Here is a 26,994-nt window from a genome sequence, read left to right as displayed (position 1 = left end):
CAGCTGGGAAGCCTGATGAACACCCGTCTCCGTCGCCGCGCCACCGCCAGCGCCCTCGCGGCCGCCATCGCCCTCGGGTTCGCCGCCCCAGCCTCCGCCCAGATCGGCGGCGGCATCGACACCTCGTCCCTGGGGTTCGAGGACGTGGAGCTGATCGGGTCGGCGACCGGGTCGCTTCCGTTGGGCTCGACACTCGGGTCCCTCGGGTCGGCCGGCTCCACCAACATCCCGCTCGGTGGCACCGGGTCATACGTGGAGCTCCCCAACCCGCCGCGAGAGCGCGACGAGTCGATCGACTCAGTCGAACTCCGCGGCATCACCCGGCACGGAGAGTACGAGCACTGGCTCGTCACGTCCGCAGCCATGCAACGCGAGATCGTTCTCGAGGTGCTCCCGTCCCGCGTCAGGGACGAGGGGCCGGCACCCGTGTTGTATCTCCTCGACGGGGTCGACTCGGTCGAAGGCAACTCGGGCTGGAAGCGGGCCGGGAGCCTCCCCGCGCGCATGGCCGGGGAGAACGTCCACCTGGTGACACCCACGGGAGGGCCCTCCACGTACTGGTCCGACTGGCAGCGCGAGGACGAGATCTTCGGCTACAACAAGTGGGAGACGTTCCTGACCGAGGAGCTGCCCGGTCTGGTCGAGGCGGAGCTGGCAACCCGGGAAACGAAGCACAACGGCAAGAACGGCATCGCCGGCGCGTCGATGGGTGCGCAGGCCGCAATGCATCTGGCGGCCACGTATCCGGAACGGTATGCCGGGGTCATGGGTCTCTCCGGTTACTACTCCACCACCGACGAACTGGGCTACCAGTCGATCCGCGGTGCGGTGGACGGCCGCGGCGGCGATTCCACCAACATGTGGGGCGCGCGCGGGAGTGAACTGTGGAAGTACCACGACACGATCTCCCACGTGGAGGGTCTGGAGGGCACCGCGGTGTACTTCGCGACCGGGGGCACCGCGGTGTCAGACGGGGATCGCGCCAACTACGGCGATGACTACTTCGCGATGCTGCAGGGGCTGGTCCTGGAGAAGGGGGTCATCGAGGGGGCCAAGAGCCTGTCCCGCGAGCTCGACCGCCACGGCATCGCGCATCGCGTGGATTACGGCGACGAAGGCCTCCACGGGTGGCAGACGTTCGTCGACTACATCACGCCCGGCTGGAACCACATCAAGCCGGCTCTCCAGAACTGATCCGCGGCGGGCCGCGTTCATCTCGGCGGGCCTCGTTCGTCTCGCCGCGGCCCGCCCATCGAGAAGACAGTTCCGCACACCCGCCTCTCGCGCGATGTGTGCGGAACCGTCTTCTCGTCGAGACGGGGTCAGCGAGCCGGGCGCGTCCATTCGGCCAGGCTCGTCGCGACAGTCGACGGGTCGCCGGACCCGTCGGCCACCGAGATGACGAGGTCGTAGGCGGGATCGTCCGGAGCGTCGAGGATGACACCGTTGATCTGGTAGAACACGGCGACCGCGAGCCACCCCAGTCGCCTGTTCCCGTCCACGAGCGGATGATTCGAGACGATGGCATGCAGCAGTACTGCGGCCTTGAGGTCGAGTCCTTCGTAGGACTCCCGTCCGAGGATCCACGACGAGGGGCGATGGGCGGCAGAGTCGAGGAGGCCGACGTCGCGTACGGGCCCCACGCCGAGATCGTCGACCAGGGCCATGAGGTCCTCGACGTCGAGGTAGTGGGTCATCGACCGAGGCGGTCCAGCAGATCCGCGTAGCGCTGACGGTTGTCCGCGGAGGCCCGCCGAACCTGCTCGCGATGCGCGGTGCGCTCGGCTGCGAATCGGATCGCTCGGAGCGTGGCTTCGTGTTTGCTGACGCCCTCGGCCTCGGCGAGTGCGGCGAGAAGGCGCTCGTCGTCGTCGTTGAGCCGAAGTGTCATAGCCATGCCGCGATGATACCAACGTGATACCGCTCCTGGCGGTCCCGGACGCGGTTCAGGCTGACCCCGGCGGAGCCCCCCGCCCACGCCCGTCGAGAAGACAGTTCCGCACACCCGCCTCTCGCGCGATGTGTGCGGAACTGTCTTTTCGACGGGGTCGAGGGAGTCGAGGGAGTCGACGGAGTCGAGGGGGAGAGCAGGTCAGGCGGCAGCCAGGCGTCGACGGTCCAGGTGTCGGGCGATCGCGTCGAGCGCCCGGTCGAGCACCGGCGCCTCCGGCAGACACACGATGCGGAAGTGGTCGGGTTCGGGCCAGTTGAAGCCCGTGCCGTGGGTGACCAGGACGTGCTCGGAGCGCAGGAGGTCCAAGACGAACTCCTCGTCGCTCGAGATGCCGAACATCTCACGGTCCAGACGCGGGAAGCAGTACAGCGCGCCTCGCGGTGCCACGCAGCTCACGCCGGGGATCGCGTTGAGGCGCTCGGTGGTCAGGGCCAGCTGCCGTTCGAGTCGGCCGTCTGGGTCCACCACGTCGTGGCCCCACGCTGAGTCCTCGGCCAGGGCGACGGGGATCGCGTGCTGTGCGGGGACGCCGGGGCAGACCCGCATGTTGGACAGCAGGGTGAGTCCCTCGAGCAGGTCCGCGGCGTGGGCGACCGGCCCGGTCGCGACCACCCAACCGGCCCGGTATCCGCACACCCGGTACGCCTTGGACAATCCTCCGAAGGTCAGGCACAACACGTCGTCGCCGGCGGCCCGCGCGGCGTGGTGGTGGCGGGCGTCGCCGAAGAGGACCTTCTCGTAGATCTCGTCGGACAGCAGGATGAGCCCGTGGCGACGCGCGATGTCGGCCATTCCCCGGACGGTGTCTTCGCTGTACACCGCGCCCGTGGGGTTGTTGGGGTTGATCATCACCAGGGCGGTGGTGCGTGGGGTGACCTTCGATTCGACGTCCTCGAGCGACGGGTTCCAGCCGTCGGACTCGTCGGCGAGGTAGTGCACGGGCACGCCTCCGGTGAGGTTCACGGCCCCGGTCCAGGTGGGGTAGTCCGGGGCGGGGACCAGGATCTCGTCGCCGGGGTCGACCATGGCCTGCAGGACCAGCGTGATGAGCTCGCTCACGCCGTTGCCGAGGAAGACGTTCTCGGGCGAGACGCCGCCGATCCCGTGCCGGCGGTAGTAGTCCGACACGGCCTCGCGGGCGGCGGGGATGCCGCGGGAGTCGGAGTAGGCCTGCCCGGCGGCGAGTCCCGCCGCCACCGCGTCGACGAGCTCCGGTCGGGCGGTCAACCCGAAGGGCTGCATGTTGCCCAGGTTGAGGCGCAGGATCTCGTGGCCCTCGGCCTCGAGGCGCATCGCCTCGGTGAGGATCGGGCCTCGCACGTCGTAGCGCACGTCGCGCAGGCGTCGGGATTGGCGGTAGGTCGTCATGGGGACCATCCCACCCCGGAAGTGGAGCACTAGGAAGGTCCATTTCGCGCAATTTCGAGAGACCACTTTCCGGCGGCGTGGGCTACCCTCGGCCCATGGCCCGTACCGCTCGTCCCGGATCACTGGTGGTGGGCGAGGTGTCGGGGGCTGCGGAGCTGGCGGACGCGATCATCGACCTGGTCGCCGACGGATCCGTGGCCGACGGCGACAGGCTGCCCTCCACGCGCGCGCTCGCCGAGCAGACCGGACTCTCCCGCGGGACCGTGGTTCGTGCCTTCGACGAATTGTCCGCGGCCGGCTTCGTCGACTCCACCCAGGGATCGGGCACCCGGGTCGCTGCCGGAGCCGGTCAGGCGGCACGGGCCGGGGCGCGGACGCGCGGAGGGGGCCGCACCTCGTCGTCGTCGTCACGGTCGTCCCCGCGGTCGTCACCGCGGGCGTCCGCGCGGGCGTCCTCACCCTCGACACCGGTCCCCGAACCCCGTCACGGCCGGTCACCGCGCGATCTCCGTCCCGGGATCCCCGATGTCTCCCTCGTCGACGATCGTGCCTGGCGGTCGGCGGTGCGCGCCGCCGCGGCGCAGGGCCTGGCGGGTCTGAACCCGTGGGAGGAGCCGAGTCCGTCGCTGCGCACCGCGTTGGCGGGACATCTGCGCCGACACCGGGGCATCGCCGCGGGCGACCCGGTGCTGTTCGACAGTTCGCGGTCGGCGATCGCGGCCCTGTGTGCGGCGTTCGTCGCCGGGCAGCACGGGCGGGCCGGGGGCGGGACCGTGCGGTTCCACATCGAGGACCCCGGCTACCGCGGTGCGGTGCTCATGGCCCGTGAGCAGGGCCTGGAGGTGCGGTTCCATCCCGCGCGGCCCGGCGGTCTCGACGCGGCGCTGCTGGGGTCGGAGCCGGCGATCGTGTTCACCACCCCCGCGCACCACTTCCCGCTCGGCCACCGCATGAGCGTGGACCGCCGGGTCGCGCTGGTGGAATGGGCACGGCGGACCGGGTCGCTGGTGATCGAGGACGACTACGACGGCGAGTTCCGCTACGGCGTCGCCCCGTTGCCCGCGCTGGTCAGCCTCCCCGCGGCGGACGACCACGTCGCCTACGTGGGCACCTCGTCCAAATCCGTGGCCCCGGACCTGCGCGTGGCGTGGTGCCTGCCGCCGGCGGCGATGCGTCGTGAGGTCGAACGCTGGCTCGCGGTCCACCGGCGGGGCCCGTCGACACTGCCCGCCGAGGCGTTGGGCGCGTTCATCGCCTCCGGCGCGATGGACCGGCACCTGGCGCGGGCGGCGCGCGTGTACAGCGATCGCCGCTGGCGGCTCGTGGCGGCGCTGCGCCGGGAACTCCCGGACCTCGAGGTCACGGGTGTGGAGGCGGGTCTGCACCTGTGCGTGGTGCTGCCGGGGTATGACGACGACGAGGTGGTGCGTGAGCTCGAGCGGGCCGGGTGGCGTACGCGGTCTCTCAGCGGGCAGTCCGCGCAGCATGCCGTGTCCGGGCTGGTGCTGAGCTACGCGCGGCTCTCCTCGCGCGACGCGGCCGACTTCGCGGTGGAGCTCCGACGGGTGCTGGAGCGGCTCGGATCGGGAGGAACGCCGACCACTCGGACCCCGACGGTGCTTGAATCCTGACGGTAGTCAACTCATCCCATCGGAAAGCGGTTCACACATGGGTCAGGAACAGTCACTGGCGGGCAGGGTCGCCTTCATCACCGGCGCGGCGAGGGGGCAGGGGCGCAGTCACGCCGTGGAGCTCGCCCGGCGGGGGGCGCGGATCCTCGCGCTCGACATCTGCGAGGACATCGAGACCGTGCCGTACGGGCTGGCCACCGCCGACGACCTGCAGCAGACGGTCGCCGAGGTCGAGGCGGTCGGTGGGGAGATCGTCGCGGTGACGGGCGACGTGCGTGAACCGACGGACGTCGCGGCGGCGGTCGACGCCTGCCGGGAGCGCTTCGGCGTCCCGGACATCGTGGTGGCCAACGCGGGGATCAACTCGCAGCGCGGCGAGGAGCCGGACGCCCAGCAGGCGTTCGTGGACACCATCATGGTGAACCTCGTGGGGGTGTGGAACACGGTCCACGCGATCGCGCCGCTGATGATCGAGCGCGGGGAGGGCGGGTCGATCGTCCTCATCTCGTCGACCAACGGCTTGTCCGGGCGGGGAGGCGACGGGTCCGGCGCGGCCACGGGATATACCGCCAGCAAGCACGGGGTGGTGGGGCTCATGCGCAGCTTCATGATCTGGCTCGCGCCGCACAACATCCGGATCAACACGATCCACCCGGCCGGAGTCCTGACGGCGATGGTGGCGCACGACGAGATGGCCAGGTGGTTCGCCAACAACCCCGAGGGCCACACGATGGGCAACGCGCTACCCGTCCCGATGCTCGAGCCGATCGACATCTCGCGCGCCGTCCTCTACCTGGTGGAGGAGTCGGGTCGCCACATCACGGGAGTCACCCTGCCGGTCGACGCGGGGTTCACCGCGAAGTAGCCCGGCCGGCCGCGTCGAGCCACCTCCACGAGCGGGTGCGGACGCCGCCGTGCGGTCCTACAGTGAGCGCCAGCGACATCCGCGGCGAGCACGCATAGGAGACGCACGATGGGCACATCTTTCTGGCGACGCACGACGATCGATCCCCCGGCGCACGAGTTCCCGGACGGCGAGCACGTCGACCTGGTGATCGCGGGCGCCGGGTTCACCGGCCTGATCACGGCGCTGATGGCCGCCGCGCGCGGTAAGTCGGTGGTGGTTCTGGAGGCGCACACGGTGGGCGCGGGCGCGAGCGGCGCGACCACGGCCAAGGTCTCGGTCCTCCAGGGCACGCGGTTGTCGAGCATCCGCTCCAAGCACGGGCTGGAGACGGCGCGCGCGTACGCCGACGCCAACCGCTACGGACTCGACTGGTGGGCCGACTTCTGCGAGACCCACGGCGTCGACTCGCAGCGCCGCCGCGCGGTGACGTTCTCCAAGGGACGCAGGGGCACCTCCACCCTGCGCAAGGAGATGAAGACCCTCGTCGACCTGGGCCTGCCCGCGCGGTGGTACGACCACGTGGACGTCCCGTTCCCGGCCCGGTCGGCCGTGGAACTGCCGGATCAGCTGCAGATCGACCCCGTGGAGGCGCTCGCGGCGTTGGTCCGCGCGGCGACGGCTCTGGGGGTGCGGATCGTCGAGCACGCCCGCGTCACCGGCCTGAAGGCGCAGGGGACCGGCGAGGACGCGTTCGTCGAGGTCACCGCCCATCCGGGCACGATGACCACCCGCGACGTCGTGTTGGCGACCGCCTCGCCGGCCCTGGACCGCGGCCCGACCGTGGCGACGATGGAACCCGAGCGGTCCTACCTCTGCGCGTTCGAGTACTCCGGCGGACTGCCGGAGGGGATGTACGGCTCGGTCGAGAGCCCGGTCCGCTCGCTGCGGACGGTACCCACGCCCGGTGGTGAGGTGCTGTTCGTGGGCGGCAACGGTCACCGCACCGGCACGGCCACGGGGACCGCGTCCAAGATCGACTCGCTGCGGGAGTACGCGGAGAAGTACTTCCCCGGCGCGACGATGACCCACGGCTGGTCGGCGCAGGACTTCCACCCCGTGACGATGCTGCCCAAGTCCGGGCCCCTGCCGTGGGGCAGGGGGCGCGTGCACTTCGCCGGCGGGTACAGCAAGTGGGGCCTCACGGGCGCGCCGGCGGCGGCCGGGATCATGGTCGACCGACTCGAGGGCGTGGACCCGCGGGTGTCGTTCGGCAAGCCCAGCATCATGGGCATCGCGAAGAACGCCGTCCCGTTGTTCGCGGACGTACCGGTGCAGTTGGCGGCCACCGCGGCGCACGCGGCGGTGCGCAGGCCACGGCCGACCCTCCGACCGATCGGGGAGGCGACGGGCGACGACGGCGAGACCTGCCGTGTCGGCCTGCTGTGCCCGCACATGGGCGCCGCACTGACGTGGAACGACGTGGAGCGGTCGTGGGACTGCCCGTGGCACGGGTCCCGCTTCTCTGCGTGCGGTGAGCTCATCGAGGGCCCGGCCACCAGTGACCTCAAGAGGTACGACACGCCCCGCTGACCCGACCGGCTGGCGCGCGCAGCTGACACGTCCAGCTTGCACGCCCGCCTGACACGAGCCACGCCCCGGCCGGTCGGGGAAGGACCGGGTCGGGGCGCAGCGAGTGTCACCGGCGGGTCAGGCGGGCGGCATCAGGACTCCGTCGAGGACGTGGATGACGCCGTTGGTGGCGTCCACGTCGGTCTGGACGACGTTGACGCGGGTGCCGTTCCCATCGACGAGGGCGACGTTCTCGCCCTCCACCTCGACCGTGAGCTCCCCGCCCTGGAGGGTCGCGACCGTCTGGCCGTCCATCTCGAGTACGTCGGCGGCCGGGACCTCACCCTCGATCACGTGGTACTGCAGGATCTGCGCCAGGTCGCCCGTGGGGTCGGCCAGCAGCTCGTCCAGCGTGCCCTCGGGCAGGGCCTCGAACGCCTCGTCCGTGGGGGCGAAGACCGTGAACGGACCGGGCCCCTTGAGGGTCTCCGTCAGGCCCGCGGCCTCGATGGCCTGGGTGAGGGTGGTGAAGTCGCCCGCGGCGTTCGCGGTGTCGACGATGTCGCCCTCGGCCGCAGCGCCGGTCTCCTCGGTGGTGTCCGCACTGCGCAGGGGGTACGTGAACCCTCGTGGCCTGATCGTTGTGGCCCCGTGACGGGATGGGGAAATGTCGCCCGGGCCGCGACTCGGGAGGATGCCCTTGCTTGCGAGCGTCCCGGGAGTCGTCGAAACTCGAGACGGAACGCTGGCCGCCGGCCACCGCGTACACCCGTCTACGAAGAAGCAGGAGCATCGATGAGCCCCACCGATCAGGGTCCGAACCCGTTCGTCGTCGACATCGAGGACGCCACCCTCGCCAACGACAACTACCGCACCACGCTGTGGACGGGATCGCACATGCAGCTCACCGTCATGAGCATCAAGCCCGGGGACGACATCGGTCTCGAGGTCCACGACGACCACGACCAGTTCCTGCGCGTCGAGGCCGGGAAGGGTCGGGTCGAGATGGGCCCCGCGAAGGATCAGCTCGACTTCGTGCGCGAGGTCTCCGACGACTGGGTCATCCTCGTGCCCGCCGGGAGCTGGCACAACGTCACCAACATCGGTGAGGACGACCTCAAGGTGTACTCGCTGTACGGTCCGCCGGAGCACGAGCACGGGACCGTCCACCCGACCAAGGCGGACGACCATCACGACCACTGACCGGGATCACTGACCGGGATCACTGACGACGATCGTGACCGCGACCGGTTCGCGGTGCCGGAGGGGCCGGGGCGGTGCACACGCCGCCCCGGGCCCTCCGGCATGACACGCTGGTGGCGTGAAGACGCCGGTACCTGACTATCTGCTCGAGATCCGCGACGCCTGCTCGAACGGTGACGCCGGCCGGCTCGCCGACTACATCCCCGAGCTCGCGGCCGTGGACCCCGACCGGTTCGCGGTGGCCGCCTGCACGATGGACGGCATCGTCTACACCGCCGGGGACGCGGACGCCGAGTTCACCATCCAGTCGATGAGCAAGCCGTTCGTCTATGCGCTCGCGCTGCGGGACCGGGGAATCGAGGCGGTCCTGGAGAAGGTCGAGGTGGAGCCGTCCGGGGACGCGTTCAACCAGATCTCCCTGGACCGCGAGACGGGCCGGCCGCGCAACCCGATGATCAACATCGGGGCCATCACCACGCACACGCTGGTGAGCGAGCCCGACGCGACCCAGGACGACCGCGACGAGGCGGTGCGGCAGGGGTTGTCCGCCTTCGCGGGCCGCGAGCTCGGAGTGGACGACGCCGTGCTCGACTCGGAGCTGCGCACGGCGTTCCGCAACCGGGCCATGGCCAACCTCGTGCGCGCGGGCGGGATCATCGCGAACGACCCGGATGAGGTGGTGCGCGGCTACACCCGGCAGTGCGCCTACCGGGTGACCGTGCGCGACCTGGCGGTGATGGCGGTGACGCTGGCGACGGGCGGCATCAACCCGGTCACCAAGGAGCGCGTGGTGTCGGCGCCGGTCGCCCGGCAGGTGCTCGCTGTGATGGCCACCTGCGGCATGTACGACGCTGCGGGGGACTGGATGTCCACCGTGGGGATCCCCGCCAAGAGCGGGGTGTCGGGCGGGATCTTCGGTGCCCTGCCCGGGCAGGTCGGGCTCGGGGTGTTCTCCCCGCGGCTCGACGAGCACGGCCACAGCGTGGAGGGGGTGCGCACCTTCGAGCGGCTGTCCCACGACCTCGAGTTGCACCTGATGAACACCACCGTCACGGACGTGGAGGCCGTCCGCTCGGTGCGGTTCGACGAGATCTCCGGGCGCCGCACCTTCCGGCTGCAGGGCCCCATGACGTTCGCCAGCGCCGAACAGGTCCTGCGACGCCTCGCCGAGATCCCCGAGGGGCCGAGCGAGGTGACCCTGGACCTCAGCCGCGTGTCCTCGGTCAACGCCAGCGCGCGCCGGATGCTGCTCGAGGCGATGACGCGGTTGTCGGCGGACGGCCACGTCGTCGGTCTGGCCGACCCGGGCCGGCGCCTGCCCCGACCGGATCTGGGCGACGGGACCCGGCCGGTCAACAGGCGGGCGGCGCGCTGACGGGCGTGGAGGCGACGCGTCTCAGCTGGTGGGGATCGCGTCGTGGAACCGCGGCGTGTGGTCGACGCGGGTGCGGGTGAGGCTGCGGTAGCTGATCAGCCACACGTCGTCGACCAGCCGGTACTCCTCGTGATAGTGCCCGTAGCCGTGCAGGTGCTCCTCGGCGCCGTCCGGATGGGACCACCAAAGCATGTCTTCCATCGCCCAGATGCCCGTGGCGGTGGTGTCGGAGGTGAACTCGATGATGGGCGTGTGCCCGTGGTGGACCGAGGTGACGCGCTCGCCGCCGTCCATGAGTTCCCGGATGGTCTGCCCGAGCCGCTCGTTGCCGACCACCCGGTTGGAGACCCCGTCGGCAGTCAGTCGACTGTCGGCGGGGACCCCGCCCCCCGTCTCCGAGATCACCGTCGGCGCAGACGGCCGACGTGCAGCTCCGGCGCGAAGAGCTCCGCGATCGGCTACCCCGATAAGTGCAGGTCGCACTCATCGGACTCTCGCCACGTCCTTGCCGTAGGACAAAATAGTCTCCCGACGAGCGGGACGGTCAGTGATGCGCGCCATGCCGGCGGCGCATGCTCGTAGGCGGACGCGACGTCGATCTCGTCGACCCACGGCGTCGAACACTCCGCGAGCTAAGGACCCCTCAATGGATGAATCCATGACCGACAAGCGTTCCGTTTTCGAACCGGTTCAGCTCGGGCCGGTGACACTGCGCAACCGCACGATCAAGGCGGCCACGTCAGAGGGACGGTCCCCGGAGGGGAAGGTGACCGACGAGCTCATCGCGTTCCACGAGGGGTTCGCGCGGGGCGGGGTGGGGATGACCACTCTCGCCTACTGCGCGACGACCCGCGCCGGCTTCTCGGCACCAGGGCAGATCCTCATGACACGCGATGCCGTTCCCGGGTTGCGGGAGTTCACGGACACGATGCACGCTGCAGGTGCGAAGGCCTCGGCGCAGTTGGGGCATGCCGGCCCGGTAGGGAGTAAGAAGATCACCGGGCAGCAGCCGATGGCTCCGAGTCGCTTTCTCAGCCCGACGTCCTTCCAGCTCTCGCGTGGCATCTCGCTGGAGGAGATTCGAGAGGCGACCAGGCAGTTCGCCGACGCTGCCGAGCTCGCCGTGGAATCAGGCTTCGACGCCGTCGAGTTGCACTTCGGGCATCTCTATCTGCCGAGCGCCTTCCTATCCCCGTGGATCAACAAGCGCAAGGACGGATACGGCGGTTCGATAGAGAACCGCACCCGGTTCGTCCGCGAGATCGCCGAAGCCGTTAAACAGCGGATCGGCGACTCCGCCGCGGTCATCGCCAAGCTGTCGATGACCGACGGGATCAAGGGATCGATCCGGCTCGAGGAGTCGCTGCAGTCTGCGCGGATGTTGGACGAGGACGGCCATCTCGACGCGCTCGAACTCACGCAGGGGTCGAGCGTGTTCCATCAGATGTACCTGTTCCGTGGCGATGTCCCGATCGAGGGTTTCGCCGGTGCGATGAGCGAACCGTTCAAGACGGGCGTGAAGCTGCTCGGCAAGCCCATCCTGGGGGAGTACGAATACCACGATCTGTACATGCTCGACGATGCGCGCCAGTTCGTGCGAAGCATGAAGAACACCCGGCTGATCCTGCTCGGCGGGATCAACAGCCTCGACCACATGCAGACCGGGTTGGACGAGGGTTTCGACTTCGTCGCAATGGGACGGGCCCTGTTGCGCGAGCCGGACCTCGTCAGCCGGATGGAGGTCCGGCCGATGATCGCGGGCCGGTGCGACCACAACAACGGATGCATGTTCACCGTCTACGGCGCGACGCACTGCGTCTATGAGCCGACCTACGCGATGGCAGGTGAGTGACGGTGGCGACATCTGCACTACCAGCCGGCCCGCGGGCCGAGGAGACCACAGTCGACGTACTCGTCATCGGCTCGGGGACCGGAATGGCCGCCGCGCTCGCCTCCCACGAGCATGGCCTCAGTGTGCTCGTGGTGGAGAAGACCGAGTACGTGGGTGGATCGACCGCGCGGTCGGGCGGGGCATTCTGGATCCCGGGGAACGAGACGCTTCGGGCGGGAGGCGCCCCGGACACGCCTGAGGCGGCTCGGGAGTATCTCCTGGCCGTAGTCGGTGACAGTGCGCCGAGCCGGCGCTGGGAGGCGTTTCTCGACCACGGGCGAGACGCCGTCGCGATGCTCCGTCGTACGACCCCGATGGACTTCTTCTGGGCGCGTGGCTACTCCGACTACCACCCCGAGAAACCCGGTGGCTCGCCGCTCGGCCGCACCTGTGAGTGCTCGCCGTTCGATGCCTCCGTCCTAGGAGACGAGCGCGGGCGGTTGCGGCCAGGAGTCCTCGAGGCGCCCGTTCCGATGCCCGTCACGGGAGCCGACTACAAGTGGATGAACCTCATGACGCGGACTCCACTTCGTTCATGGCCGCGTATTGCCAAGCGGGCGGTACAGGGAATCGGCGGTATGGCCCTCGGTCGCGAGTACCTTGCCGGGGGCCGGGCGCTCGCGGCCGGCATGTTCGCGGGTCTGGTCCGCGCCGGAGTGCCGGTGTGGACGAACACCGCACTGGTAGAGCTGACCACGCAGGACGGCCGCGTCACCGGAGCCGTGGTGGAGCAGAACGGACGGCGTGTCGTGGTGACGGCCAGTCGCGGAGTGGTACTCGCAGCTGGCGGATTCGACCACGACCTGACTATGCGGCATGAACACCAATCAACCCGGCTGGAGAGCGTCAGCCTGGGCGCCGAGGGCAATACGGGCGACGGGATCGCGGCAGGTCGCGCACTCGGAGGCGGATCGGCGCTGATGGAGGAGGCCTGGTGGTTCCCCGCGGTCGCACCGGTGGGAGACGCCAGCCCGCAGGTGCTGCTGGCGGAGCGGTCATTACCGGGTTCCTTCATGGTCGACGAGACCGGCTCGCGATTCATCAACGAAGCCAGCGACTACATGTCGTTCGGGCAGGAGGTCCTGCGTCGGGAGGCTGCAGGTGCCCCGGTCGGTGATATGTGGCTGGTGTTCGATCAGCGCTACCGGAACAGCTACGTGCTGGCTGGCTCGGTCTTTCCGAGAATGGCCCTACCGAAGAGCTGGTACGAGGCAGGCATCGCCGTGCGCGCTGATGACGTGGGGGATCTCGCCGATCGTATGGCAGTGTCCGCCGGTTCCCTCGCGGCCACGCTGGAACGATTCAACCGGCTGGCGGGAACGGGAAACGACTACGACTTCCAGCGCGGCGCCAGCGCGTATGACCGCTACTACGGCGATCCCACCGTCACCCCCAACCCGAACCTCCGGCCCCTGTCCGGAACGCTGTACGCCGTCCGGGTCGTCCTATCCGACCTCGGGACATGCGGTGGACTGACGGTCGACGAGCGTGCCCGTGTCCTGCGAGAGGACGGCACCGAGGTACCTGGCCTGTACGCCATCGGGAACACGGCCGCGAACGCCTTCGGCCACCGGTACCCCGGCGCCGGCGCCACGATCGGACAAGGACTGGTCTTCGGATACGTGGCGGCGCAGGATCTCGCGTCGTCAGCCAGTCACAGCACACCGGCCGTCTGAGAGCCCCTCGGTCTTCCGATGGCCGGGCCTGCTTGCGCCGCCGGCGGCCCACCCGGGAAAGCGCCCTCAGCCCACCCGGAAGTGCGAGTGGTCCGGTTCCCCCATGAGCTCGGCCAGTCGCGCCCGGTCGAAGGGGAACAGGTCGATCGTGCCGCCGTCGTGGAAGTACCACGAGTGGCAGCCGGTGTTCCAGACCGTCGGCCCCATAGCCCCGGCGACGTCGTCGTTGAACTCGGCGGTCGCCTCCTCGGTCACCTCCACCGACCGGATCGAGCCGTCGCGGAGGAGTTCGAGCCAGTGGGCGATGTACCGGGCGGTGAGTTCGGCGGTGTGCTGCAGTGAGATCGAGCCGGTGGGGGAGTTGGGGCCCAGCACGGTGAACGCGTTGGGGAAGCCCGGGATGGCGGTCATCCGGTAGGCGCGCGGGCCGTCGGCCCACTCGCGCTCGAGGGTGCGGCCGTCGCGTCCGACGACCTCCATGGGGCGCATGTAGTCGTGCGCGCGGAAGCCGGTCGCCAGCACGATCACGTCGGCGGGACGCTCGGTGCCGTCCGCGGTGCGGATCCCGTCCGGGGTGACCTGCACGATCCCGTCGGTGACGAGCTCGGCGTCGCTGCGCTGGATGGCGCGGTAGTACGTCCCCGAGACCACCTGCCGCTTGCACAGCGGCTCGTCGTCGGGCGTGAGCCGGGCGCGGAGGTCGGGGTCCCGGACCTGCGCCCGGAGGGAGAGCCGCGCGTAGGCCTGGACCGCGCGCCGCCGCCACGACGGTCTGGTGGTGATGTCGGCGAGGACGCCGGACCCCCACTGCAGCGCGGCGTACAGCGCGCGGTGGGCGGTGGGCGGTGGGGAACCGTCGCAGTACCGAGCCGACGACGACGAGCTGGCGCATCCGCATCGGGGCCCACAGGATCCACTGGGGCGTGCGGGCGTAGTGCGTGACCGATCCCGCTTCACCGACGAGGGCGGACACCACCTGGACGCCGGTCGAGCCGGTGCCGAGGACGGCGACGCGGCGACCGGTCGTGTCGAGCCCGTCGGGCCAGCGTGCGGTGTGGACGACCTCGCCACGGAAGTCCGCCAGTCCGGGGATGTCGGGGATCGCCGGGTGGTGCAGGACCCCTGTCGCGAACACGACGACGTCCGCGGTGATGGTCTCGTCGCCGTCGCCGTCGCCGTCGCCGTCGCCGTCGTCGTGACCACGCCCGTCGTCGCTGTCGCCACCGCCTCCGTCGCCCCTGCCCCGGGCGGCGAGGGTCAGCTCCCACGTCGCGGTGCCCTCGTCCCAGCGGGCGGCGGCCACCTCGGTGTCGGTCCGGATGTGCCCGGCCAGGCCGAGGCCGTCGACGACCCGGCGGTGGTAGCGCTGGATCTCGGCGCCGTCGGCCCACACGTGCGACCAGTCGGGTTTCGGCGCGAACCGGAACTGGTAGAGCTGGGAGGGCACGTCGCACGTCAGGCCCGGGTAGCGGTTCCAGTACCAGACCCCGCCGACGTCGGAGCCCTTCTCCAGCACGGTGACGTCGGTGAAGCCCCGCTCGCGGAAGACGTGCAGGGCCGTGATGCCGGCGACCCCGGCCCCCACGATCACCACCCGAGGCTCCCGCGGCGCGGACGAGGGCGGGTGGGTGCCGGACGGGGTCACACGTCGGCCCCGTTCGCCTCCAGCGCGGCGCGAACCGTGTGCGGGGCGGTCCTCATGGAGGACTCGAACGCCGCCACCCGTCGGGACCCGTTCATGAAGTTCGGGGTCAGGCCCGCGAGGTCGGCGGTGGTGGGCAGGATCGGGACGACGGTGGTGCCGCGCGCGCGGACGGTGGCGATCTCCGCGTGCAGGACGGTCGACATCGGGCGGCGGATCATCCGGTACTCGACGCCGCCTCCGGGCCCGGGGATGCGGACACCGGGCGCGGACGCCATCGGGGCCAGGACATAGACGAGGTCGGCGTCCTCGGGGGAGATGAGGTCGACCGAGGCGGTGGAGCCCATGCCGCCGTCGACGAAGATCCGGTCGCCGATGGGGACGGGCGGCATCCACCCCGGGGTCGCCCAGGAGGCGCGTAGTGCCTCGCCGACGGTCGCCATCGGCGAGTCGGGGGCGCCGAACAGGACGCGCTCACCGGCCCGGACGTCGTAGGCGACGATCCGGGCGCCGGGGTGGGGTAGCCAGGAGCCCACCTCGAACCCCTCGGCGAGCCGCTGCAGCCACGAGGCGTCGCCGCGGCCGGTGGGTGCGATGCCGGTGAGGGCGGCCAACCCGGAGTGCGTGCGGAGCAGGCCGGGGTTGAGCAGCGGGAGCCGCGGACGTGGCGGGCGGCTCGGCGGGGTGGACGCGATGTGTTCCCGGAGCCGGGGATCGCAGGCTCGTCCGCGCTGCATGTCCACGAGTTCGTCGACGCCGATGCCGCCGGCCAGCATCGTCATCAGCTCGGCGCCCGCGGAGGTGCCGAGGAGGACGTCCGCCTCCCGGGGATCGAATCCGGTCTGCTCCGTCAGGGCGTGCAGAGCGGCGATCATCCACGCCCCGCCGATCGTGCCGCCACACCCGAGGACGAGGGCGATCCGGCTCATCCGGTGGCCTTCCCGGATCTCGCGCAGTACTCCGTGAGGACTCCAGCCGCCGCGCGCAGATCCGCCCCGGGGTTAATCGCGGGGCTCCAGTACGAACACGGGGATCGTCCGGTCGGTCTTCTCCTGGTAGTCACGGTAATCGGGGTACACCGCCACCGCCCGCTCCCACCACTCGTCGCGCTCGGCGCCACTGAGCTCGCGCGCGGTGTAGTCGCCGACGCGGTCCCTGTCGCGGACCTCGACGTGCGGGTGGGCCGTGATGTTCCAGTACCAGACCGGGTGCGTGGGAGCGCCGCCCTGGGACGCGACCGCCGCGTAGGACCCCTCGTGCTCGACACGCATCAGCGGGGTCTTGCGCAGCTTCCCGGACTTGCGGCCGACGCTGGTCACGATGATCACGGGGATGCCGACCAGGTCGCCGCCCTCGGCCCCGTCGGTCTTCTCGTATGTCTCGACCTGCATCCGCACCCATTCGCTCGGGCTCGGCTCGTACTCGCCGGTCAGCGGCATCGGGTCTCCTCGGCTACGGGGATTACATCGGTTGATGGCGACACTACGCCTGGGATGGCCCGTCTGCGGGGCCCATCAGGCCAGACCGTCGGTGAACCGCGCGACCGCCTCGACCACCGCGAGGTAACGCGGCGAGCGCACCGCGTCGAACCCGTGTTGGGCTCCGTGGAGCTCCGCGTAGATCACCGGGTTGGTCGACCCGGCGCGCAGGTGCCGGACGAGCCGCCGGGAACCCTTCACCGGGGTGTAGGTGTCATGGGTGCCGTGGATGATCGCGACCGGTGGGGCGCCGGTGGCCGGGTGACGTACCGGGTCGGAGACGTCCCTGGTCTCCGCGCCCAGACGGCCGTAGTAGCCGTACAGGCCGATCGCGCCGTCGACCGCGGTGTCGCCGGCCTCGAACCCGGGCTGGAACCGCGGGTCGTTGGCGGTCAGGGCGGTCATCATCGCGAGGTGCGCCCCGGCAGAGCTGCCGGCCACCACGATCGGCGCATCGGGCCCGATGCCGTGCGACGGGCCCTCGGTGCGTACCCAGTGGAGGAGTCGTTTGATGTCCACGAGGTGCTGCGGGAACCCCGACTCCGGCGTGGGCGACAGGTGGTAGGTGGTGCTGATGGCCGCCCACCCCCGCGCTGCGTGGTCGAAGAGCATCGCCCGCGACTCCCGGCTCGGGCCGCCCGCCCGGAAGTGTCCCCCGTGGATGTGGATCAGGACTCCCCGGGCGGCACCCTCGCCGAGATCGTCCGCACGGGTGTAGAGGTCGAACCGGTTCGCCACCGCGTCCGGACCGTAGACCATGCCCCGGCGGGCCCGCACCCCCCGCGGCCGCAGCGGCACCGGGCGGGTCAGCACCGTCGGCCACGGCGTGCGGGGCAGGGGAGCGGAGCTCGTCGTCGTCGTGGATCCTCCGGCGCCGCACCCGCCGACGTCCGCACCGTCCGCGCGCGCGGCACCGGGACACTCCCGCAGCGCGCCGTCCAGGGCGTCCCGCGCGGCGACGTGCCGCGCGACCACCACGCCCAGCCCCGCCCAGGTCAGCGCGGCCATACCCACCCCGAGGCGGTCCGAGGCACTCGCGGCCCGGCGGGCGAGCACGGGCGCGGCCACCGCCCCGACCAGTGCGCCGACGTGCAGCGGGAGCTCCTGTGCGGCCAGGCTCGTCACCCATCCCGCGGTCGCGGCGACGAACGGCCGGCGGATCGGCCACAACGCCAGCGCCGTGGACGCCGCGGCGGGCGCGACGAGCACGGGCAGGGGCACGCGGGCGGGCGGTCTCGGCACGTCAGGCCTCCGGGAGGGGTGCGCGTTCCCAGGCGGCCACCGGCCCCGGGACCAGGTCGAACATCGGGTGCGGGCGGGGCCCTGTCGCCTCGTACCGATCGAGCCGCTCGAGCCACGGCGGATCGCGCTCGATCACCTTCGCCCGCAGGTGCGCCCACTCCAGCGCGAGCTGACCGTCGGTGAGCGGGAGTCGCTCCGGCCCGGCGGGGAGGACGACGCGGGTGCGGTCGAAGCGGTACCCGCGCACGTCGGCGGCGTCGGCGAGCCCGTGCAGCCACGTGGCGATCCCCGCGACGGGGTCGACGAGGGTGCGGAAGCGTTCCAGCTGCGGATGACTGCGATAGCCCTTGGTCAGTCCGCGGAGTACCTTCTGGGCCAGGAGCCCCTCACGCCACCCCGCGACCAGCGCCGCGCGGTCGAGCAGGACGGGATCGATGCTCCACAGGCGCACCCCGGCGAGTATAGGTGCGTACGGCGCCGACGCTGGGCGCGGAGGAGGAGACGGATATGACGACGACGACACCACCCACCCTCGATGACGTGATGGCCGAGCTCGCGGACCTCGCGGACGCGCGGATCCGGGAGGTCAACGAACGTCACGGGGACGATCACGCGGTCAACCTCACCAGGCTCCGCGCGGTGGCCAAGCGGGTGAAGAAGAACCATCCCCTGGCACTGGACCTGTGGGCCACCGGCGATTCGGCCGCGCGGTTGCTGGCGCTGCTCGTCTGCCGGCCCAGGGAGTTCTCCGCCGGTGAGCTCGACACGATGCTGCGTGAGGCCCGCACCCGGAAGGTCCACGACTGGCTGGTGGGTTATGTGGTGATGAAGGGGCCGCACGCCGAGGAGCTGCGCGTGGCGTGGCTGGACGATGCCGACCCGGTGGTCGCCTCCGCCGGCTGGGCCCTCACCGCCGACCGGGTGGTCAAGAAGCCCGAGGGGCTGGACCTGTCCGCGCTGCTCGACGTGATCGAGGCCGAGATGGCGGGTGCGCACGCGAGGCTGCAGTGGGAGATGAACACCTGCCTGGCGCACATCGGGATCGAACACCCGGAGCATCGCGATCGCGCGCTGGCGATCGGAGAGCGCCTGGGCGTGCTGCGCGACTACCCGACTCCCCCGAACTGCACCTCGCCGTATGCGCCGGAGTGGATCGGCGAGATGGCCCGTCGCCAGGAGGCCTGACACGGCCCCGGGCTCGCCCCGCGGTCGCGGCGACGCCCTCGCGGCGGCCCGGCCGATCTCGCCGAGTGGTCAGAAGCGAGCCCGGGCGGCGCGGTAGACGAGGGCGTGCGCGGCGGCGACCGCGGCGTCCTCGGACTCGGGCGAACGCGGGGGGACCGCAGGGCCGTCGAGGGCGGCGGCCAGGGCGTGGCGCAGGTCCTCGGCGGTGACGTGGGCAGGGTCGTAGACAGCGGAGCCGGGGTTCCACTGCTCGGCCAGGTACCCGATCCGCGGGATGACCGGCGGTAGAGCCAGGTCGCGGCACAGCTCCAGCCAGCCCGAATGGGTGCCGTGGCGGTGCGGCAGGACGAGCGCGTCGAACTCGGCCAGTGCCGCGCAGAGGTCGGCGTCGGACAGGAGCCCGTGCGCCCGGACCTCGACGTCCGGGTGGAGTGCCAGCCGGTCGAGCTCGAGCGCGGCTGTGTGCCGGGGATGCCCGGGATCGCGCGCGGCGGTCAGGGCATCCGAGCGGACCATCACCGTCAGTCGTGCGCCGTCCGGCAGGGCGGCGGTCAGCGGCGGCAGGAGCTCCTCCGCAGCCACCCCCGCGCGCAGCGAACCCAGCACCACGCCCACGGTTCGTCGACCCCGGGCGGTGCCCGCGCCGACCCGGCCGGTGCGATCGGTCCGGTCAGTACCGCCGAGACGCGTGACCCGGTGCGGCTCGGTGACCTCGGCGGCCATGAGACGGGGATGCGGGATGACCTGCGCGTCGACGCCCCACCGTTCCCGGATCTCCGCCGCGGCGCCGGTGGTCAGCGTGATCACGGCGTCGGCGCCGCGCACGAGGTGGCCGGTGCGCTCGAGATGGCGGGTGGGATCGGGCTCGTGCGGATTGGTGAGGTCGTGCACGGTGACCACCAGCGGCAGGCCCCGTGCCCGGAGTGTCGCGACGAAGTCGGCGATCTGCCCGGGTGTGCGGTGTTCGTAGCCGAAGTGCACGTGCACGAGATCGGCATCGTCGAGGACCTCCGGGCGGTCGGCGGCCTCGAGCGCCGGGTGCGGCCACCACCGGGCGGGCTCGGCCGGATCCAGCACGGGGTCGGCGAGCACCGTGACGCCGGCCGCGGGGGAGATCGCGTGGCGGACGTAGTCGTGGCCGGCCGGCACGGAGCGGACGCGGATCGACGGCGACGGGGCCGGGCAGGAGCCAGAGTTCACCCCGCCACCGTGCCACGCCCGCCGGTTGCCGCCACCTGAGCCCATGCATACCCTCGGCCCGGTGACCACCTCCGACCTGCCGACCGTCATGGTGATCGGCAACTGCCAGGCGGACGTCTACCGCGACCTGCTGCGCTCGTCGGGCGAAGTCGGGGTGGTCGACGTCCGGCCGGTGTACGAGATGACGGCCGCCGACATCCCGTCCCTGCACGCCGACCTCGCCCGCACGGATGTGCTGATCGTCCAACCCGTCCGCGACGACTACCGCGACCTGCCGCTCGGGCACAGCCAGCTGGCCGCGCAGCTGCCGCCCTCGGCCACGATCGTGCTGGTCCCGGTGCTGCGATATGCCGGGCTGCACCCGTACCAGGTGTTGATCCGCCCGCCCCGTGACCGGTCGCTGGTCCCGCCGATCGCGCCGTACCACGACCTGCGGGCGATCGTCGCCGCCGCGACCGGTGACCGGGCCGTGCTCGAGGCGTCGCCGAACGCCGAGCAGGCGACGGCCGCGGCCCGCGAGTCGGTGGAGGCGCTGCGCGTGCGCGAGCAGGCACACGGGACGCTGGTCGCCTCGGATCTGCTCGACGGCGTCCCGCGCTGGCACACCATCAACCACCCCGACCGGCGCACCCTGGCGACCGTGTTCGACCGGATCCTCGACCGACTGCCCGCCGGCCTGCTCACCGACCCGCCCCGCATCGGCGACCGCGAGCCCCTCGGCGCCACCCGCGCCCCGGTGGAGCCCGCCGTCGAGTGCGCGCTCGGCCTGCCGGCCGGCGAGCCCGCCCCGAGCCGTGCCGACCTGAGCCGTGCCGACCTGAGCCGTGCCGCCGCGACGGGAGCCCGCTCGGGCGAGTGGCTGGTCGACGGCTCGCCCGTGCCCAGCAGCGCGATCATCGACGCCCACCTCGACTGGTACTCGGCCACTCCCGGCGTGGTGGACGAGGGGATGCGCCGACACGCCGCCCGCATCGAGATGCTGGGGCTGAGGTGAGCGGTCCGCGCGTGGGTGAGGCGGGCGCGCCGCTGACGATCGCCCCGCTCACACTCGCCCTGGGGCCGCCCGACCACGGCGTGACACGGTTCGCCCTGGACTGTGCCCGCGCGGCCGGGACGGAGGTGCTCGAGGTCGCCGACGTGACCGGGCTCGCGGGCGCGCTCGCGGCACACCGGGGAGTGCCGCTGTACCTGCACGCCACCGACTCGCTGTTCGGCGCCGACCCCGACGACGCTGCATCAACCGTCGAGCGTCTGGCACGGGACCACCCCGTGGGCATCACCCTGCACGACGTTCCCCAACCTGCCGAGGGAGCCGAACGGTGCCGTCGGCGGACGCGCGCCTACCAGCGCATGGCGACCGTCGCCGGGCTGGTCGTGGTGAGCTCCGAGCACGAGCGCCACCTCTGTGCGGACGCGGGCATCGCCGTCGACGCGGTCATCCCGCTGCCCGTCCCCGACCTCGCGCCGCCCGCCGATCTGGCCCCCGACGAGCGTTCGGTGGGTGTGTTCGGTTTCCTGCACCCCGGGAAGGCCGTCGATGTGGTCGCCGAGGCCGTCGCCGCGCTCGCCACCGCGGGAGACCGACACGTCTCTCTACGTCTGTTGGGGCAGGCCGCCGAGGGGCACGACGACTACGTCCGGGCCGCCCTGGAGACCGCCCGCGCGGCCGGCGCCCGGGCCGAGGTGACGGGACGGATCGACGACGACGACCTCGCCCGCGTCCTCGGCGAGGTCACCGTGCCCGTCGCCCTGTTCCGGAACGTGTCGGCGTCGGGATCCCTCAACACGTGGGCCGCGTCCGGGCGTCGCCCCCTGGTCTACGACTCGGACTACACGCGCGAGATGGAGCGCAGACATCCCGGCTCTCTGCTGATGACCGACGGAGCCGATCTCGCGGAGGACCTGCGACGGCTCCTCGACGACCCGTCCCCCACACGGCGCGAGGCGGCACCGTCGGGGACGGCCGAGCTCGGTCGGGCGTACCGCCGGGCGTGGGAGGGGTGGCTCGCGTGACGCACGCCGCGATCAGTGTGGACGTGGTGATCCCGTACTACCGGGACCAGGCGATGCTCGACCGGATTCTCGCGGCGCTGCGCCACCAGACCGGCCTCGACGGGCGGGCGTCCGGCGGCGCGGCGCACACCGCGCCGGGTGCTGCATGCGCCGTGAGGGTCATCGTCGCCGACGACGGCTCACCCACCCCGCCGGTGGTCCCGCCCGAGGTCACGGTGGTGACCCAGGACGACCGCGGGTTCCGCGCCTCGGCCGCACGCCACCTCGGTGCCTGTGCCGGCGACGGCGACCTCCTGCTCTTCCTCGACGGCGACACCGTCCCCGGGCCCGGCTACGTGGCCGCGATCTGCGCGGCGCTCGAGGGCGACCCGGACCTGCTGGTGGTGGGGCGCCGGCGGTACGGCCGATTCGCGCCCACCACGCCCGGGGCCGAGCCCGGGATCGAACCGGTCGAGATCCTCCCCGACCCCGCCTGGCCTGCGAGCTTCTACGACGAGACGGCGGATCTCACCCGCGGTGACGATCTGTGGCGGGGGGTCCTGTCGGCGGCGTGCGGTCTGCACCGCCGCCTGTACGAGCTGGCCGGCGGGTTCGACCCGGACATCGTCGGCTACGGCGGCGAGGACTGGGACCTGGCCTGGCGCTGCGAGCAGGCCGGCGGCCGACTGCGGCACCTGCCCGACGCCGTGGCCTGGCACGACGGTCCCGACTGGGCCGGACGCGCCGACGCCCGGCAGCTCGCGCAGAAGAACGCCGAGTCCGCCCTCCTGGCAGGGCTCATCGCCTCCCCGCTCACCCGGCCGGCCGGCGGGATCTTCGGGCTGCCGTCGATCGCGGTCCACATCCATGCCGGTAGCCCCGAATTCGCCGGGACCGGCTCCGCGGCCGCGACCTGCATCTCCCTGCTGTCCTGGGCGGACGTGGCGGTGACCGTCGACCCCGCCACATCCGACGCCGCGGTGATCGCCGAGCTCTTCGCCGCCGACCCCCGGGTGACCCTCGGGCCGCGTGGCCCGTGGTGGCGGCCCGGGACATCGGGGCAGGGCCCTCGTCGTCGTCCGCCCGTCCTCGTCGACATCCTCCGTCCCTGCGCGCTCGGGGAGCTCGACGCGCGGCGCCTGCGCGCGTTGTGCCCACCCATGGGGAGCGTGGGTCTGGACGACGACGAGGGTTACCGTCTGGCAGAAATTCGCAGTTCGCGGGCGTTGGCACGCGAGCAGGAGTGGGGAGACCACCCGCCGGAGACGACCGCGATCGCGGCGTCGCACGGCGGGGTCCGGGTCGTGGACGAGGACGGCACGGGGGTGCGGCTCGAGCGGGTACTCGGCGGCTGGTGAGGCCCGGGGGTGGCCAGCGGTGGCGGAGGGCCCCCCGGGGGGCCACTATCGGAGGTTCCGACATCACCAGCACCCGCCCCGGGGCGACGACACGAGAGGGGGCCCGTGGACGCCCGTAACGAGGAGCGACTCGACATCGCAGTGATCGGCCCGTCGCGGTTCCCCATCCGTGAGCCGTACGCCGGGGGTCTCGAGGTGGTGGTCGCCAAGGAGGTGCGTGAGCTGCGCGCGCGGGGTCACCGCGTCACGCTCTACGCCGCCGCCGGGAGCGAGGGTCACGACCGTCGCCTCGAGTTCACCACCCTGGCCGCCGCCACCGGACGGGGCGACAGCTACTACCCGCCCGGCGGGTACGAGGCCGACGCCGCGGAGTTCGACCGGGTCATGGACCACGTGGCGGTGTCCGGGTTCGACGTGGTGCTCAACCACAGCCTGTCGCACGTCCCGCTCGTCCGCGCGGCCGAGATGGGCACGCCCCTGATCACCACCCTGCACTGCCCGCAGCTGGCGCCGATGCAGGAGGCGTTCGACCGGTACGGTTCGGCGACCGGCAGGGTGCTCGCGGTGAGCAACTCCGTGCTCGGTTCCTGGCGGGTGCCGCACGGCGCCGAGGTCCTGCCCAACGGTGTGGACCTGGGGGTCTGGGGGCCCCGTGGCCGGTCCGCCGCCCGGTTCTCCGCTCGGACCACCACCGGTCGCCACGCTGCCGGTACCCCCGTCGCCGGTCCTCACACTGCCGGTCCTCACACTGCCGGCCGTCCCGCGGCCCGGCCCCGCGCCGTCTGGACCGGTCGGATCGTGCCCGAGAAGGGCCCGCACCTGGCGGTCGAGGCGGCCCGCCGCGCCGGCCTCACGCTCGACCTGGCCGGCCGGGTCGGAGACGACCGGTACATGGAGCGGGTCCTCGCGCCCCGACTGCGCGACGCCGGGGACGGCGTCCGCTACCACGGCCCGCTCGGCCGCGACGCGCTCGTCCCGCTGGTCGCCTCGGCCGCGGTGGCGCTGGTGACGCCGTGCTGGGAGGAGCCGTTCGGGCTGACCGCCGTCGAGGCGCTGGCCTGCGGCACCCCGGTGGTGGCCCTGGCCCGCGGGGGGATCCGGGAGATCCTCGACGGGCAACCGGGCGTGGTGCTGGTCGAGCCGGGACGCGACCCGGCGTCCGCCCTCGCGGCGGGCATCCCCGCCGCGCTGACCTTCGACCGCGTGACGATCGCCCGGGCGGCCGCCGCGGCGTTCTCCCACGACGCCCGCATCGATTCCCTCGAGACGCTGCTGCGCGGCCTGCTGGTGGGCGCCGCGTCGTGATCGGGGTGTACGCCCACCACCAGGGCAGTGGCCATGTGCAGCGCGCGCTCTCGGTCGCCGCCGCCCTCGACGACGAGGTCACCATCCTCACCTCCGCGCGCATCCACGCCGACGCCAATCCCGACCCCGGGCGCATCCGGATCCTCCCGCTGCCACTGGACTACGACGAGGCGGGCACCGACGCGGCCACCGGCACCGACGAGGCCACCGGTCCCGGCGCGGCCACCGGTCCCGGTCCCGTCGCGGGCGACGGTCCCGCGGATCCGGACCCGACCGCCGGAGGTCGGCTGCACTGGGTGCCGTTGCGGCAGGCCGGGCTGCGTCAACGCATGACGATGCTCGCCGAGTGGATCGGTCGCGACGCCCCGGAGGTGTTCTGGAGCGACATCTCCGTCGAGGTGACCCTCGCGGCGCGGTTGACCGGGACGCCGGTGGTCACCACGGTCCTGCCGGGCCGGCGCGACGATGCCCCGCACCTTCTCGCCCACGGGGTGAGCTCGGCATTGGTGGCCGGGTGGCCGCGCGCCGCCGGCGCACCCGTCCCCGCCGGGGCGAGCCGCCCGCTGGTACCCGTCGGCGGGGTCTCGCGGTTCGCCGGTCGCGACCCCGAGCCGGGCGCCCGGGGGCACGGCCGACCGCGGGTCCTGCACCTGCGGGGCTCCGGCGGTGGTGGCCACGACGTCCGCTGGGACGCCGTCCGCGACCAGCTCGACGACGTCGAGTGGATCTCGCTCGGCGGGCCCGGCGGACGCTGGGTGGCCGACCCGTGGGACGAGATCGCCCGCGCCGACGTGGTCGTCAGCGCCGCGGGACAGAGTTCGATCGCCGATCTCGCCGCCGCCGACGCCCACCTCGTGGTGGTCCCCGAGGAGAGGCCCTTCGACGAGCAGGACGCCACCGCCCTCACCCTCGCGAACCTTGGACTGGCCGAGGTGGTGGGCCGCGAGGACCCCGTCGCCCATCTGGTCCACGCCGTCCGTCGCACTCTCGAACGCGCCCGTTCCAGCCCGGGAGCGGGCTCGGGCCTGCGGCGTGCCTGGGAGGTCGACGGCGCCGCCGGGCGACTGGCCCGGACCCTCGAGTGCGTGGCTGCGGGGCGCGAACCGGGAGCCGAGATGCTCGGCGCCGCCGCGGAGTCGGCGACAGGAGGCCCGCGGTGAGCTCGGCCGCGTCGATCGCTGTCGTGACCGTCTGCACGCCCGGTCGCGCCGAACACCTCCGATCCCAGCGCCGCGCCATGGCCGAGCACCTGCCCGGCGCGAAGCACGTGGTGGTCCTCCCCGAGCGGCCCGGCAGCGCCGAGCTGGCCGCTGAGCTCGCCGCCGACGGCGCGGACATCGTCGAGCTGCAGGCTGGCCCCGACCTGCCCGTCGCCCGGAGCCGCAATCTCGGCGGCGACAGGGCGGCCGAACTGGGGGCGAAGCTCATCGTCTTCCTCGACGTCGACTGCATGCCCGGTCCCGACCTGGGGTGGTACTACAACGAACTGCCCGAGGGCGTCGTCGGTCTGGGGCCGGTCACCTACCTGCCCGAGTCCGCCGGAGCCCCCGACCCGGCCGACCTGTCGGCCTACACCGACCCGCACCCGGCACGGCCGTTCCCCGCGGTCGGCACCCGCGAGTTGGAGCCGGGCGAGTTCGGGATGTTCTGGTCACTGTCGTTCGCCCTGCGTCCGGCGCTGTGGACGCGCCTGCGCACGGACTTCGGCGGGTTCGACGAGGCGTTCACCGGCTACGGCGCCGAGGACACCGACTTCGGTCGCAGACTGCTGTACCGCCGTGTGCCGGTGGTGCTGGTGGCAGGCGCGCACGCGTACCACCGGTGGCACCCGGTCTCCGATCCGCCGGTCGATCACCTCGCCGACCTGCTGCGCAACGGGGCCCACTACGCCGAGCGGTGGGGTGACTGGCCGGCTCCGGGGTGGTTCGAGAAGTTCGAGCAGATGGGGCTCGTGCGCCGCAGCGGCGCCGGCTGGGAGGCCGCTACGCCCGTCGACCGCTGAGTCGCACCCCTACCCGCATCGAAAAGACAGTTCCGCACACCCGCCTCTCGGGCGACGTGTGCGGAACTGTCTTTTC

The 26,994-nt window shown here is 72.1% G+C and carries 26 protein-coding genes and 1 pseudogene; 15 read left to right on the top strand and 12 right to left on the bottom strand.

The features are described from left to right. Positions 1-15 precede the first annotated feature (15 nt). Complete coding sequence (locus L8M95_RS09930; protein ID WP_260485988.1) at positions 16-1,194, top strand: alpha/beta hydrolase family protein; 1,179 nt, start codon at positions 16-18, stop codon at positions 1,192-1,194. A gap of 128 nt (positions 1,195-1,322) precedes the next feature. On the opposite strand, the gene L8M95_RS09925 is transcribed toward L8M95_RS09930, so the two are convergent. From L8M95_RS09925 to L8M95_RS09915, 3 genes are all read right to left on the bottom strand, one after another. Further along, a complete protein-coding gene (locus tag L8M95_RS09925) occupies positions 1,323-1,697 on the bottom strand; it encodes a type II toxin-antitoxin system death-on-curing family toxin (RefSeq protein ID WP_260485987.1) in 375 nt (124 codons plus the stop codon). Then, complete coding sequence (locus tag L8M95_RS09920; protein WP_260485986.1) at positions 1,694-1,897, bottom strand: CopG family transcriptional regulator; 204 nt, start codon at positions 1,895-1,897, stop codon at positions 1,694-1,696. Before L8M95_RS09920 ends, L8M95_RS09925 begins: the two co-directional genes overlap by 4 nt. Before the next feature lie 195 nt (positions 1,898-2,092). Next, complete coding sequence (locus tag L8M95_RS09915) at positions 2,093-3,322, bottom strand: pyridoxal phosphate-dependent aminotransferase (protein ID WP_260485985.1); 1,230 nt, start codon at positions 3,320-3,322, stop codon at positions 2,093-2,095. Between the two features lie 95 nt (positions 3,323-3,417). Here L8M95_RS09915 and L8M95_RS09910 point away from each other — a divergent pair, with 95 nt between their 5' ends. From L8M95_RS09910 to L8M95_RS09900, 3 genes are all read left to right on the top strand, one after another. Continuing rightward, positions 3,418-4,953 carry a PLP-dependent aminotransferase family protein gene (locus tag L8M95_RS09910; RefSeq protein WP_260485984.1) on the top strand — a complete coding sequence of 512 codons (1,536 nt, stop codon included), beginning with the start codon at positions 3,418-3,420 and terminating at the stop codon, positions 4,951-4,953. A gap of 37 nt (positions 4,954-4,990) precedes the next feature. Next, on the top strand, positions 4,991-5,818 hold the full coding sequence (locus L8M95_RS09905) for a mycofactocin-coupled SDR family oxidoreductase (RefSeq protein WP_260485983.1): 828 nt from the start codon (positions 4,991-4,993) through the stop codon (positions 5,816-5,818). 108 nt (positions 5,819-5,926) lie between these two features. Beyond that, a complete protein-coding gene (locus tag L8M95_RS09900; protein WP_260485982.1) occupies positions 5,927-7,390 on the top strand; it encodes an FAD-dependent oxidoreductase in 1,464 nt (487 codons plus the stop codon). Positions 7,391-7,507: 117 nt separating this feature from the next. On the opposite strand, the gene L8M95_RS09895 is transcribed toward L8M95_RS09900, so the two are convergent. Beyond that, complete coding sequence (locus L8M95_RS09895) at positions 7,508-8,266, bottom strand: fasciclin domain-containing protein (RefSeq protein ID WP_260485981.1); 759 nt, start codon at positions 8,264-8,266, stop codon at positions 7,508-7,510. Between L8M95_RS09895 and L8M95_RS09890 the strand changes: the two genes are divergently transcribed. Beyond that, entirely contained in the window at positions 8,165-8,572 is a 408-nt protein-coding gene (locus tag L8M95_RS09890; RefSeq protein WP_067712996.1) for a cupin domain-containing protein, read from the top strand. The genes L8M95_RS09895 and L8M95_RS09890 overlap by 102 nt on opposite strands. Before the next feature lie 118 nt (positions 8,573-8,690). Next, positions 8,691-9,947 (top strand): glutaminase, encoded by a 1,257-nt coding sequence (locus L8M95_RS09885; protein ID WP_069388600.1) that lies wholly within the window; start codon positions 8,691-8,693, stop codon positions 9,945-9,947. Positions 9,948-9,968: 21 nt separating this feature from the next. Here the strand turns inward: L8M95_RS09885 and L8M95_RS09880 are convergent, their stop codons facing one another. Beyond that, positions 9,969-10,352, bottom strand: a complete 384-nt coding sequence (locus L8M95_RS09880) for a nuclear transport factor 2 family protein (protein WP_396118652.1) — start codon at positions 10,350-10,352, stop codon at positions 9,969-9,971. A 253-nt stretch (positions 10,353-10,605) separates the two neighbouring features. Between L8M95_RS09880 and L8M95_RS09875 the strand changes: the two genes are divergently transcribed. Next, complete coding sequence (locus tag L8M95_RS09875) at positions 10,606-11,799, top strand: NADH:flavin oxidoreductase (RefSeq protein ID WP_260485980.1); 1,194 nt, start codon at positions 10,606-10,608, stop codon at positions 11,797-11,799. A 2-nt stretch (positions 11,800-11,801) separates the two neighbouring features. Then, positions 11,802-13,514, top strand: coding sequence for a 3-ketosteroid-delta-1-dehydrogenase (locus tag L8M95_RS09870; RefSeq protein WP_260485979.1), 1,713 nt, complete (start codon positions 11,802-11,804; stop codon positions 13,512-13,514). 66 nt (positions 13,515-13,580) lie between these two features. On the opposite strand, the gene L8M95_RS17595 is transcribed toward L8M95_RS09870, so the two are convergent. The 6 genes and pseudogenes from L8M95_RS17595 to L8M95_RS09845 all read right to left on the bottom strand — a co-directional run bounded on the left by L8M95_RS17595 (position 13,581) and on the right by L8M95_RS09845 (position 18,327). Then, positions 13,581-14,471, bottom strand: coding sequence for a flavin-containing monooxygenase (locus tag L8M95_RS17595; RefSeq protein WP_396118650.1), 891 nt, complete (start codon positions 14,469-14,471; stop codon positions 13,581-13,583). Between the two features lie 10 nt (positions 14,472-14,481). Beyond that, positions 14,482-15,099 (bottom strand): annotated as a pseudogene (locus L8M95_RS17590) (flavin-containing monooxygenase); the annotation flags it as partial. A gap of 56 nt (positions 15,100-15,155) precedes the next feature. Further along, positions 15,156-16,085, bottom strand: coding sequence for a patatin-like phospholipase family protein (locus L8M95_RS09860; RefSeq protein WP_260485978.1), 930 nt, complete (start codon positions 16,083-16,085; stop codon positions 15,156-15,158). A 72-nt stretch (positions 16,086-16,157) separates the two neighbouring features. After that, the gene (locus L8M95_RS09855; RefSeq protein ID WP_260485977.1) at positions 16,158-16,595 is read right to left on the bottom strand and encodes a nitroreductase family deazaflavin-dependent oxidoreductase; all 438 of its coding nucleotides are present in this window, start codon (positions 16,593-16,595) and stop codon (positions 16,158-16,160) included. Between the two features lie 75 nt (positions 16,596-16,670). Continuing rightward, positions 16,671-17,876, bottom strand: coding sequence for an alpha/beta hydrolase (locus L8M95_RS09850; protein WP_260485976.1), 1,206 nt, complete (start codon positions 17,874-17,876; stop codon positions 16,671-16,673). 1 nt (position 17,877) lies between these two features. Further along, positions 17,878-18,327 (bottom strand): pyrimidine dimer DNA glycosylase/endonuclease V, encoded by a 450-nt coding sequence (locus tag L8M95_RS09845; protein ID WP_260485975.1) that lies wholly within the window; start codon positions 18,325-18,327, stop codon positions 17,878-17,880. A gap of 56 nt (positions 18,328-18,383) precedes the next feature. On the opposite strand from L8M95_RS09845, the gene L8M95_RS09840 reads away from it, so the two are divergent. Next, a complete protein-coding gene (locus L8M95_RS09840; protein ID WP_260485974.1) occupies positions 18,384-19,061 on the top strand; it encodes a DNA alkylation repair protein in 678 nt (225 codons plus the stop codon). Between the two features lie 69 nt (positions 19,062-19,130). Here L8M95_RS09840 and L8M95_RS09835 read toward each other — a convergent pair whose 3' ends face one another. Next, entirely contained in the window at positions 19,131-20,261 is a 1,131-nt protein-coding gene (locus tag L8M95_RS09835; protein ID WP_260485973.1) for a glycosyltransferase, read from the bottom strand. A 61-nt stretch (positions 20,262-20,322) separates the two neighbouring features. Here L8M95_RS09835 and L8M95_RS09830 point away from each other — a divergent pair, with 61 nt between their 5' ends. From L8M95_RS09830 to L8M95_RS09805, 6 genes are all read left to right on the top strand, one after another. Further along, a complete protein-coding gene (locus tag L8M95_RS09830) occupies positions 20,323-21,255 on the top strand; it encodes a WcbI family polysaccharide biosynthesis putative acetyltransferase (RefSeq protein ID WP_260485972.1) in 933 nt (310 codons plus the stop codon). Next, positions 21,252-22,274: a hypothetical protein gene (locus tag L8M95_RS09825; protein ID WP_260485971.1), complete on the top strand. Its 1,023-nt coding sequence runs from the start codon at positions 21,252-21,254 to the stop codon at positions 22,272-22,274. The genes L8M95_RS09830 and L8M95_RS09825 overlap by 4 nt, the downstream gene beginning before the upstream one ends. Further along, on the top strand, positions 22,271-23,611 hold the full coding sequence (locus tag L8M95_RS09820) for a glycosyltransferase family 2 protein (protein ID WP_260485970.1): 1,341 nt from the start codon (positions 22,271-22,273) through the stop codon (positions 23,609-23,611). The genes L8M95_RS09825 and L8M95_RS09820 overlap by 4 nt, the downstream gene beginning before the upstream one ends. A 105-nt stretch (positions 23,612-23,716) precedes the next feature. Beyond that, positions 23,717-24,916 carry a glycosyltransferase gene (locus tag L8M95_RS09815; RefSeq protein WP_260485969.1) on the top strand — a complete coding sequence of 400 codons (1,200 nt, stop codon included), beginning with the start codon at positions 23,717-23,719 and terminating at the stop codon, positions 24,914-24,916. After that, a complete protein-coding gene (locus L8M95_RS09810) occupies positions 24,913-26,076 on the top strand; it encodes a glycosyltransferase (protein ID WP_260485968.1) in 1,164 nt (387 codons plus the stop codon). Before L8M95_RS09815 ends, L8M95_RS09810 begins: the two co-directional genes overlap by 4 nt. Continuing rightward, entirely contained in the window at positions 26,073-26,918 is an 846-nt protein-coding gene (locus L8M95_RS09805) for a glycosyltransferase family 2 protein (protein ID WP_260485967.1), read from the top strand. The genes L8M95_RS09810 and L8M95_RS09805 overlap by 4 nt, the downstream gene beginning before the upstream one ends. Positions 26,919-26,994 lie beyond the last annotated feature (76 nt).

Origin of the sequence: Dietzia sp. B32 (assembly GCF_024732245.1) — a bacterium.
Lineage (GTDB): Bacteria > Actinomycetota > Actinomycetes > Mycobacteriales > Mycobacteriaceae > Dietzia.
This window is presented reverse-complemented; position numbering and strand designations above follow the sequence as displayed.

Bases quoted from the DNA above. Each gene is read 5' to 3' on its own strand.
- L8M95_RS09930 (WP_260485988.1), top strand. From the start codon at position 16: ATGAACACCCGTCTCCGTCGCCGCGCCACCGCCAGCGCCCTCGCGGCC.
- L8M95_RS09925 (WP_260485987.1), bottom strand. From the start codon at position 1,697: ATGACCCACTACCTCGACGTCGAGGACCTCATGGCCCTGGTCGACGAT.
- L8M95_RS09920 (WP_260485986.1), bottom strand. From the start codon at position 1,897: ATGGCTATGACACTTCGGCTCAACGACGACGACGAGCGCCTTCTCGCC.
- L8M95_RS09915 (WP_260485985.1), bottom strand. From the start codon at position 3,322: ATGACGACCTACCGCCAATCCCGACGCCTGCGCGACGTGCGCTACGAC.
- L8M95_RS09910 (WP_260485984.1), top strand. From the start codon at position 3,418: ATGGCCCGTACCGCTCGTCCCGGATCACTGGTGGTGGGCGAGGTGTCG.
- L8M95_RS09905 (WP_260485983.1), top strand. From the start codon at position 4,991: ATGGGTCAGGAACAGTCACTGGCGGGCAGGGTCGCCTTCATCACCGGC.
- L8M95_RS09900 (WP_260485982.1), top strand. From the start codon at position 5,927: ATGGGCACATCTTTCTGGCGACGCACGACGATCGATCCCCCGGCGCAC.
- L8M95_RS09890 (WP_067712996.1), top strand. From the start codon at position 8,165: ATGAGCCCCACCGATCAGGGTCCGAACCCGTTCGTCGTCGACATCGAG.
- L8M95_RS09875 (WP_260485980.1), top strand. From the start codon at position 10,606: ATGACCGACAAGCGTTCCGTTTTCGAACCGGTTCAGCTCGGGCCGGTG.
- L8M95_RS09860 (WP_260485978.1), bottom strand. From the start codon at position 16,085: ATGAGCCGGATCGCCCTCGTCCTCGGGTGTGGCGGCACGATCGGCGGG.
- L8M95_RS09855 (WP_260485977.1), bottom strand. From the start codon at position 16,595: ATGCCGCTGACCGGCGAGTACGAGCCGAGCCCGAGCGAATGGGTGCGG.
- L8M95_RS09840 (WP_260485974.1), top strand. From the start codon at position 18,384: ATGACGACGACGACACCACCCACCCTCGATGACGTGATGGCCGAGCTC.